This is a genomic window from Chryseobacterium contaminans, from assembly GCF_001684955.1.
GTDB lineage: Bacteria > Bacteroidota > Bacteroidia > Flavobacteriales > Weeksellaceae > Chryseobacterium > Chryseobacterium contaminans.
This window is the reverse complement of the sequence record NZ_MAYF01000063.1, coordinates 1-8,787: the sequence shown is the minus strand read 5'-3', so window position 1 is coordinate 8,787 and position 8,787 is coordinate 1. Positions and strand designations below refer to the sequence as shown.

10 protein-coding genes are annotated in these 8,787 nt (G+C 35.2%); 4 read left to right on the top strand and 6 right to left on the bottom strand.

Annotation, left to right across the window (positions count from 1 at the left end; genetic code table 11):
- The first annotated feature begins 335 nt into the window (after positions 1–335).
- From BBH99_RS05410 to BBH99_RS05405, 3 genes are all read left to right on the top strand, one after another.
- Positions 336–902 (top strand): Crp/Fnr family transcriptional regulator, encoded by a 567-nt coding sequence (locus BBH99_RS05410; protein ID WP_066693032.1) that lies wholly within the window; start codon positions 336–338, stop codon positions 900–902.
- Between the two features lie 64 nt (positions 903–966).
- Positions 967–1,116: a hypothetical protein gene (locus BBH99_RS22030; protein ID WP_185111046.1), complete on the top strand. Its 150-nt coding sequence runs from the start codon at positions 967–969 to the stop codon at positions 1,114–1,116.
- Positions 1,113–1,691 carry an NAD(P)H-dependent oxidoreductase gene (locus tag BBH99_RS05405; RefSeq protein ID WP_066693027.1) on the top strand — a complete coding sequence of 193 codons (579 nt, stop codon included), beginning with the start codon at positions 1,113–1,115 and terminating at the stop codon, positions 1,689–1,691. The genes BBH99_RS22030 and BBH99_RS05405 overlap by 4 nt, the downstream gene beginning before the upstream one ends.
- A gap of 79 nt (positions 1,692–1,770) precedes the next feature.
- On the opposite strand, the gene BBH99_RS05400 is transcribed toward BBH99_RS05405, so the two are convergent.
- The 6 genes from BBH99_RS05400 to BBH99_RS05375 all read right to left on the bottom strand — a co-directional run bounded on the left by BBH99_RS05400 (position 1,771) and on the right by BBH99_RS05375 (position 8,053).
- The gene (locus tag BBH99_RS05400) at positions 1,771–2,493 is read right to left on the bottom strand and encodes a siderophore-interacting protein (RefSeq protein ID WP_066693025.1); all 723 of its coding nucleotides are present in this window, start codon (positions 2,491–2,493) and stop codon (positions 1,771–1,773) included.
- Between the two features lie 143 nt (positions 2,494–2,636).
- Entirely contained in the window at positions 2,637–3,500 is an 864-nt protein-coding gene (locus tag BBH99_RS05395) for a helix-turn-helix domain-containing protein (protein ID WP_066693023.1), read from the bottom strand.
- Positions 3,501–3,672: 172 nt separating this feature from the next.
- The gene (locus tag BBH99_RS05390) at positions 3,673–4,557 is read right to left on the bottom strand and encodes a thiopeptide-type bacteriocin biosynthesis protein (RefSeq protein WP_066693021.1); all 885 of its coding nucleotides are present in this window, start codon (positions 4,555–4,557) and stop codon (positions 3,673–3,675) included.
- Positions 4,554–6,695 carry a lantibiotic dehydratase family protein gene (locus BBH99_RS05385; protein ID WP_066693019.1) on the bottom strand — a complete coding sequence of 714 codons (2,142 nt, stop codon included), beginning with the start codon at positions 6,693–6,695 and terminating at the stop codon, positions 4,554–4,556. Before BBH99_RS05385 ends, BBH99_RS05390 begins: the two co-directional genes overlap by 4 nt.
- Positions 6,692–7,798 carry a lanthionine synthetase LanC family protein gene (locus tag BBH99_RS05380; protein ID WP_066693017.1) on the bottom strand — a complete coding sequence of 369 codons (1,107 nt, stop codon included), beginning with the start codon at positions 7,796–7,798 and terminating at the stop codon, positions 6,692–6,694. Before BBH99_RS05380 ends, BBH99_RS05385 begins: the two co-directional genes overlap by 4 nt.
- A 63-nt stretch (positions 7,799–7,861) precedes the next feature.
- Entirely contained in the window at positions 7,862–8,053 is a 192-nt protein-coding gene (locus tag BBH99_RS05375; protein WP_066693015.1) for a class I lanthipeptide, read from the bottom strand.
- 59 nt (positions 8,054–8,112) lie between these two features.
- On the opposite strand from BBH99_RS05375, the gene BBH99_RS05370 reads away from it, so the two are divergent.
- Positions 8,113–8,787, top strand: a 675-nt coding sequence (locus tag BBH99_RS05370; RefSeq protein ID WP_066693013.1) for a GLPGLI family protein, incomplete at its 3' end; no start/stop codon positions are given.

Sequence of the window (8,787 nt, the reverse complement as noted above, 5' to 3'; positions counted from 1 at the left end):
GTGAAAATTACAGCTCTGTTTATCTTTGCATCAACAAACATCATTCATATCTTCATATAATAACTTAGTAATTCAAAACGGTAGATCATCCCGCCCTGGGATGATTTTCTTTTTACTCAGTCAAGAAATCACTTTTTAGAAAGGCCTGAAGCTAAGAGATTATGATGTTCTTTTTAAATAGTTTTTCTTTTCATTGCTTAGTAATGCCCGCTTTTAATTGTATGGCTAAAAGGAACTTCTATCTTTCAGCCTCCATCTTCCAACCTTTTAATCTTCCAACTTCAGTTTTTCAATAAGTTTTATCTATTTTCGCCATATTAAGAAAACCCAGATCAATGGTACATGATTTTTTTCGGAGTTTTGAACTGTTTTCAGAAAATGAGATTGAAGAATTTTTACAGCTTTTTGAGATAAGGAAAGTCAGTAAGAATGAGTATTTCATCCATGAAGGTGAGAAATGCAGGGAAGTGGCATTTATCCGGTCCGGAATTTTTCGCTCTTTCTATCTTTCTGATGATGGAAAAGACATGACGTATTGTTTCAGGTTTCCCAATACGATGATGGCCGCCTATTCCTCATTTATTTCCGGATGTCTCAGTAAAGAAATTATGCAGGCGATTACGGATGCAGAATTATTGATTTTAAAAAAGGAAAAAATGGATGCTCTGATCCAGGATGATCTCAATTGGACGAAGTTTTTAAAGATGATTGCCGAGCAGGAATATCTTGAATTGGAGAACAGGTTTTTTCAGCTTCAGAGAGATACTGCCAGTCAGCGTTATAAAGCACTTCTTAAAAACTACCCGGATTATATTCAGAAAATTCCGTTACAGTATCTTGCTTCCTACCTTGGCATTACCCAACGGCATTTAAGCCGGATCAGAAAAGAAATTTCTTTTTAGACATTTGTCCTGTTGATTGGTTTATCAGCTCTATAATTTTGTCAAAAAAATAAATAGAGAATAGGTGGTAACTGATTGTTGGGTAAAAACAGAAGAATTACTGAGAAACCCTCATGAAAACAATGTTTATTTCAGTCATCAACTGCATGAACCTTTATCATTATTGGCTCAGCTTACTGCTTATGAAAACATTAATATCAACATTGCATCATGAAAAAGATAACCATTATCAACGGACATCCGAATAAAGAATCTTTCAATTTCGGAGTGGCGGAAGCCTATAAAAAAGGAGCCATAGAATCAGGAGCGGAAATCAAAGAAATTATCATTGCAGATCTAAACTTTAACCCCAATTTACAGTTCGGCTATCAAAAAAGGATGGAGTTGGAGCCGGATTTGTTGAATGCCTGGGAAATCATTCTTTGGGCAGATCATCTGGTTTGGATACATCCGGTTTGGTGGGGTGGTATGCCAGCTTTGATGAAAGGATTTATAGACCGGCTTTTTCTTCCCGGCTTCGCTTATAAATACAGAGAGAATTCTTTATGGTGGGATAAGCTTTTAAAAGGAAAAACAGCCCATATTATCACTACGATAGATCAGCCGGGCTGGTATTACCGCTTGATATACGGAAGACCAAGTGTGAATCAGCTTAAAAAATCAACGCTGGAATTTTGTGGAATAAAACCGGTAAAGGTGACGTATTTGGGTATTGTTCGGACTTCTAACGAAGAACAACGGAAAATATGGTTGAAGAAAGTGAAGTCACTGGGACAAAGACTAAAATAATATTGAATGAAAAACAGAAGTTGGAAATTAAAACAGCAGTCATCTATATTTGAATGTATAATTTCCAGCTTCCTGTCTTTTACAGTCCTTTTTTTCCTTCCAACCAATAGGCCTGAGATCTGATGCATTTTGAAGAAACTCCTTTAGCCTTAAGATACTTTTTTATCAGTGACATTCGGGTTCCGTTTCCTGTGAGGTAAAAAATAGCATCATCATTGTAAATCGTTTCCTTTTCTTCTCTCAGAAAGTCAGTTAAAGATTCTATCATTCGCATTGTACTGTTCTTGGGACTGTGATAACCATATAAATTGAGGCTTTCCAAAGCCTGGGCTTCTTCCAGCTCATGAAGACAGATAAATGAAGAACCTGCTTCTTCCACTGCTTCTTTAATGGAAAGAGAACTTCCCAATGAAGTTTCATCCCCTATGGAAAAATGAATTTTTGCATTCGGTTCAAAAAAGCGCTTTCCTCTCGGAATTATTATTTTTATGGAATCTCCAACAGATAAATGAGCTGCAAAACGACTTCCCACAGCGGAATCATTGTGGAGATGGAATAGAACTTCAAACGTTCCCGCTTCCCTGTTAAAATTGAAGGGGGAATAATTACGAAAATCCCTGTCATTGATTCTTATTCCGATAGCATAACCTGGTTCATACTGAATATCCCGTAAATCGGTTTCAAAACGTATAAGACGAAGATTCCGGGAAATAGTTTCTATATGAATAACTGTACAATCTTTGAATTTTGAAGACCATACATTTTCTACTGTATCATTGATCCATTTTGGTAAACTTGGCATGAGTAATTTTTTACTGCAAAGGAAGCTTTAAAATGTAAATCGCACGATAGCTGTTTCAGGGAAATGATTGGACAATTCGTGGTTGAGGATGTGAAGAAAGAATGAAGAAGTGTATGAAATAAATTTTTTGCTCCGTTTGGGAACTATCGGTTTATATTCCTGAACTCTGACGGGGATTGGTTCTCAAGTTTTGAAAATAAGCGGCTAAAATAGGTGTGGTCATTATATCCTAATTCATAAGCAATTTCTTTTACGGTAAGGTGAGTGAACGCCAATAACCGCTTGGCTTCAATTAGGATTTCCTGATGAATCCAGTGTTGGGCAGGCTTACCAGTTATCTCACGGATAACTTCTGTGAGATATCCTCTGGAGATATTGAGCTTTTCAGCATATTCGGATGGACTTTTCATGGTTTTGTATCTTTGTCGCACCATGATTTTAAACTCCCGTGTCAGTTGTAAAGAACGATTTTCACCAGAAGCCTGAGAAGAATTTTCTTTTGAATAAATAAAAGCAAACATTCCTATAAAAGTATGAAGCAGAGACTGTATCACTGAAGAACCTTCTTTGGAAGCCAACATTTCTTCGTTGTAAAAAGAATGAAGTATAACAGCCGCATGATTGAACTTTTCTACCCATGCTTTTTCCACAGCCAAAGGGCGTATACCCTCCAGAGATTCCTCAAAAACAGAACGCACAGCATCCGGAACCAGATCAGATTTTATCGCGACAAACCAACCATTCACCTGATCCATTAAAAGGCCTTGATGTACTTGTCCTGGCAACACACAGAAAATAGTAGAATCTCTGGCTTCAATAGTACTGAAATCAACCATCATTCTCACATGTCCGCTTTCCATAAAAGTAAATATATAATGGCTGTCGCGATGAATTCCTTTATCCATAAGAATAGTCTCTGTACGATAGGTATGCTCATCCATCCTTTTTATATGAAAGCGGTGCTTGGAGATGTCACTCAGGTCGTAGGTAGGAATGGTATGCTTCATCTTTTTGAAACTGGTTTTACAAAGCTACGATAATATGTGAAATCTGCTTTAATCGTTTTAATTCAGCATATAAAAAAATCTTCTGTGATGACAGAAGATTTTATATTGTTATTTTTTTAACCAGAAAATGAATGATATTTAGTTGGTCATTTTGCCTTTAAAAAAGTCATTCTTATTGACTATCAAACTTTCTTCTGGCCAGAAGACTTTTATAATATCTGCTGGTCATATCATACAGAAGAAGTTCATGTAACCTGTTTTTAACAGGGAAAAGTCTGTTGATGGTCATGTGGATGTAACTGCTGAGGTACCTCATATAATCCAAATTGTACTTTTCAGATATTGCTTTAATGTCTTCCATGACAGGCTTCAATTCCTTATTCCTCTTATCAATAAGCGGATATATTTTTTCAAAACCATTTGAGAGATAAGTTCTGCTGATAACATCATTAATTACCTGTGTATGTTCTCTGTATTTTACGTTAAACTGTTTGGAGTTATACATATCGAATCCAAATTCGTTTTTAAAACTTTTAGCCAATCCCTCCATCAGTCTGAATTTTTCTTCCATACTTATTTTTGAGCAATCCAAAAAAGAGGTGATAAGGAGCATTCCTGCCAGCCATCTGTTATCTTCTGCTTCATTTGCAACCACATTCCTGATAATCTTCATGATATAGCTGCTGTCTGTGCAGAACACTGTTTCAGATTTTTCAATCAACAGATCATGATACCTTTCAATTTCACGATTATAGGTATCAAACTGTAGTTTTGTAATCAGCCTGTTCTCAATTTTAGGATATAATGTCTTATGGAGTAATGAGATGATGGTTCCGATATTGGAGACATCTGTTACGTGTAACCTTAATCTGATATGATAGAAGGGATCACTAAATCTTATAAAGAAAAATTTCCGGATCAGATTTTTTTTGGTGAGTGAACGGGTAAGAGAATAGAGATCATTTACTAAGAGATGATCTGCGGTTTTATATCCTGTATATATCTTAACGTAAATCCATTCACTGCCAAGAGCGAATTTTCTTTGTATCTTTTTCATTGTGCATCACAATATAATGGTAAAATAACCTCCTGTCTGTAAGCATTTCCTTCCCGGTCTTTTAAAACAGAATGCTGTTCATCAAATAAAAATTCAACAATTTTGACTGTTTTTTTATTCTTTATCTCTTTTAAAAACATTTTGATATGCTCTGCTTTTCCGGATTCGATGAGAAGTTCGTTGTCACCAATGCAGAGCAAAAAAAGATCAGGTATATGATTGCCATCCTTCCATTTCCTGATTGCCAGCAGCAAAAGGTCCTCATCTTCTTCTGTAAAAATGTGCTCCAGCTCTTCTGTCCTGATGATCCATGTGGCGAGTGAGATGATTACATTTTTATATCTTATTCTCGGGGTATAAGGCAGATCCCAGTCAAAAGGAAAACTGATGATTCTGGTATCCTGAAACTGAAGATCACATAAAAACCTGTAAACAGATAAATCAGATAATCTGTAATTATGTGCTGTTGACAATACAGGTTTTATTATCTTATTGAGCTTTTTTGAACGCAGTAAAATCCTGTTATTTTTTACAGATATCATCAGGTCATTAAGAGGAATTCGATGTTCTTTTTCTCTGTCAGAAGCCGTTAAACAGGTTATCTCATAGTCCCTGATATGAGGTCTGGTAGAAATATTTCCCAGGCGTGGATTGGGAAGATGTACAATTTCTGCTAAAACTTCATTACTTAATTTCTGTTCTTTCCGGATAATTGTAAAAATAAGATCTTCAATGTCCTTATCTACATGCGAAAAGCGGGTCAATAATTTAACTCCGGACCGATCGCCCAGATATTTCAGCCTGGGAAGAGCCTGTTTTCCGATATTTACAAAATCCAGCGAGGTATAAAACACCGGGTAGAAGTTATTGATATCGTTTTTCAGATCTGCTTTTTCGTCTTCTAATCTTATTTCCTGTATGTATTCTCTTTTCCGGGAGATGATCTCTTTTAATACAGATGATTTTTTAGGCTTTATTTCTATAGCCGGCAATTCAAAATCTTTAATCAGTGAATTGGTATAATTATTCCCATAATCTTCAATAGGATATCCGAGACCAATATCAACATCCAGAACATGCAGCAAAGGCATTTCCTCTTCTTCATATATTTCCTGGAAAGCAGAAATGAATTTTTTTAAGCTTTGGTTTTCATTTTCAAAATATTCCAATGAATTTAGATAGGATATAGCCTCTTTAATTTCATTAATGGTTTCTTTATTAAGACTGGCTTTTTCAAACTTTCTTTTCAGATCAACCTGTATCAGCTCTTTTCTTTTATATTCAACGTTCAGCTTACGGATCATATTTTCAATACTTCTGTAGGCTTTAACCTGATCCTTCTCTTCATTGATATTATTCAGCAGGTAGTTGATCTGCTTCAGTATCTGACTGATCTGAAGTAAACCTGCTCTGTCTGATAATTCTGTGATTTTATGGAGTAACGGTTCTCCTGTGATCTGAGGGGTGAGTTCGCTTAAAATAATCTGAGAATCAATTAATTCATCAATGTAATCCCGAATCTCTTCTTCTGAAAACTCTACGCCGAGCATAGAAAAAAGTTCAGATAACAAGACTCCGTCTTTCGATCGGTCTATAATTTTTTTTAAATAGCCTGAGATTTCAACATGAATTACATCAAATTTAAAATCCTTATTGTTTTCTGCTTTTTTAACAAAATAATATCTGTAGTTGTTTCCTGCTTTATAAAAGGTATCATTGGCAAAATACCTCAGTGAGGTTTTTACTTCTTTTCTGTTTTGCAGGTAACTTATTAAATTCGATAAAAAGCTCATATCTAATCTTGCAGCTCTCTCATATTGAGAGGAAATGATGATGCTGTTTATATCATCACCGATATTGCCAATTCCGATTCCTGAGAAAATCCCGAAAGGAGTAGACCTTGTTCTGATTCTGTTCCAATATTTAAGAAGGGTAAGCTTATGTTTTTCGTTCAGCTGTTCCGTATTGGCTATTTCTTCATAGAATTCAGGAGATGAAACGTACAGAGATTCCATAAAAAAAGCATTCTCCTTTATCTTTTCATATGAGAAAGGAGTATGTTCCGAATATGGAAGGGAAGGACAGCGTATGATAAAGTGTCCGAAATCTTTATATTTTACTTTGATTGCTTTTTTCATATTAAAAAAAAATGACTCCACCGAGTTCCTGTATGATAGAATGAATTGAGTAATACAAGGCCGGTTCCTGAAAGCCCATCCAGTAGACTCAGATTATTATGACTGTCTTTTTTGTGATAAAGTTCTATGGTTTTATCAAGCCAGAATTTTTCACATTCTGCCAATTCCGGAATTTTATATTTTTGATTCAGAATATGATAAATAAGGCTTATTCCTGAGGTTCCGTGACATATTTCGCTGTCCTGAACCAAATTTTTATGCAAGTCTCTCCTTTGGGTATTGTAAAGCAATATTTCTGTTGCATGTTGGTTCAGTTCCCGGTTCATCTGTATTTCAGATGCCTTTAAGAGAGCTATACAAATCCCGAGATCACCATAGCACCAGGCCAGTCTGCTTCCTTTGGTGCTGTCTTCCAAAGAGGTATATGGAAACTGTGAACCATAAATCTGACGGTCTATTTTTTGTGACAGAATATAGTTTACAATACATATAGAAAAATCATGAGCTAAATTTTTGTAGGAAAAACCGATTTCAATGAGCTTGCACAAAAACAGCAATATGGCCGATAAGCCATGGGATAAAGAAATATCTGATACTTTGTTGAAATTTAAAAATGTAACTCCGCCTTTGCCGTCACTGATCTTATTTTTATCCAGACTTTCCAAGATACTTTTTAAGGCCCTTATGGCAATTTTGTTGCCCTCTTTAGCTCTTTCTATAAAGTAAAATCCTATTCCGATGGCTCCATGCAGGAAATCAAAATTTTGAGAAGATAGATATTCTTCAGCTTCTGCAGCCAGATATTCATCAATGCTTTTGGATACAAAGGCAAAGGGCTTTTTATTATTCAGATGAAGATAGCCTATCCCCAGACAGACACCGGAAATTCCTCTTGAATATGATGGAGAAATGATTTCTTGTTCTATATCAGAATAAAAATGATCAATATAACCATTGATGGCTTTAGAATATTCAGGCTGTATTTTAGAATACTCAGATAAGAAAATCATATGGCCTATATAGCCTGTAAGCAGACCGTAGTTGCTTCTTTCCTTATCAGACAATATTCTCTGTGCTATTTCATGTACAATTTGCTTCTCCATAAATTAAAAAAGTTTCATAATAAATAAATATTACGAAACTTAAATTTTGTAAAAGTGATAATTTTATCCTAGTCCAAACTCTTGGCATAATTTTGAACCGCAACCTTTATCTTCTGTAGATGTTTCTCCACATCCAAAGGTTTCAGGAGTTAACCCCACTTCTGGTTGTCTTATTCCTCCCTTTACTTGTTCCATTGCCTTTTTGTCCAGATTAGCTACAACGCTTTTTTTTAGTGTAAGTTTTTTCATTTTCATGTGAAATCTTATATTTGGTTATTGAATTAGCAGCTAAAATATAAATTTTTTTTAATATTATGGTATACCGAAGAAAATTACATGTAATTATTTTTTTATTTCTGTTTATCAAACTTTTTTCCCAGAACCAGAGATTCATTTATGAATATGAATATATTTCAGACTCTACTAACATTCAGGATAAAAGGAATGAGCTGATGTATCTCGACATTACTCCCGGATTTTCCAGATTCTATAGTGGTGCAACCTTTAAAAATGATTCTATTTCCAAGGCAATTTTTGACAAACAGATGAAAGCAACAGGAAAAATAGAAAACATGCAGCAATCTGCAGCCTCTAAGAGTAATACAATTAAATACACTGTCATTAAAGATTATTCTGATAATAAACTGTTTTTTATTACCAGAATGGGGCGCACAAAATACAATGTATCAGATAACCGGACTATACAATGGACAGTTCATCCCGAAAAAAATAAAGTTAAAGAATATAATGTCCAGAAAGCAACAGCTGATTTTGGAGGGAGAAAATGGACGGCATGGTTTTCAGCCGATATTCCGGTTCAGGATGGTCCCTATAAATTCAGAGGACTTCCGGGCATGATTCTGAAAATACAGGATGCTACAGGAAGCCATTCTTTTACATTAGCCGGGATAAGAAAGCTTTCAGATCAGGAAATTGAAAATATGACTCCTACAGGGAATTTTGTTTTTGATTTCGGCGATAAAGTAGAT

What these genes read in the sequence shown, in the direction of transcription:
- BBH99_RS05410 (WP_066693032.1), top strand. Translation starts at nt 336, where the DNA reads ATGGTACATGATTTTTTTCGGAGTTTTGAACTGTTTTCAGAAAATGAG.
- BBH99_RS05405 (WP_066693027.1), top strand. Translation starts at nt 1,113, where the DNA reads ATGAAAAAGATAACCATTATCAACGGACATCCGAATAAAGAATCTTTC.
- BBH99_RS05400 (WP_066693025.1), bottom strand. Translation starts at nt 2,493, where the DNA reads ATGCCAAGTTTACCAAAATGGATCAATGATACAGTAGAAAATGTATGG.
- BBH99_RS05395 (WP_066693023.1), bottom strand. Translation starts at nt 3,500, where the DNA reads ATGAAGCATACCATTCCTACCTACGACCTGAGTGACATCTCCAAGCAC.
- BBH99_RS05390 (WP_066693021.1), bottom strand. Translation starts at nt 4,557, where the DNA reads ATGAAAAAGATACAAAGAAAATTCGCTCTTGGCAGTGAATGGATTTAC.
- BBH99_RS05385 (WP_066693019.1), bottom strand. Translation starts at nt 6,695, where the DNA reads ATGAAAAAAGCAATCAAAGTAAAATATAAAGATTTCGGACACTTTATC.
- BBH99_RS05380 (WP_066693017.1), bottom strand. Translation starts at nt 7,798, where the DNA reads ATGGAGAAGCAAATTGTACATGAAATAGCACAGAGAATATTGTCTGAT.
- BBH99_RS05375 (WP_066693015.1), bottom strand. Translation starts at nt 8,053, where the DNA reads ATGAAAATGAAAAAACTTACACTAAAAAAAAGCGTTGTAGCTAATCTG.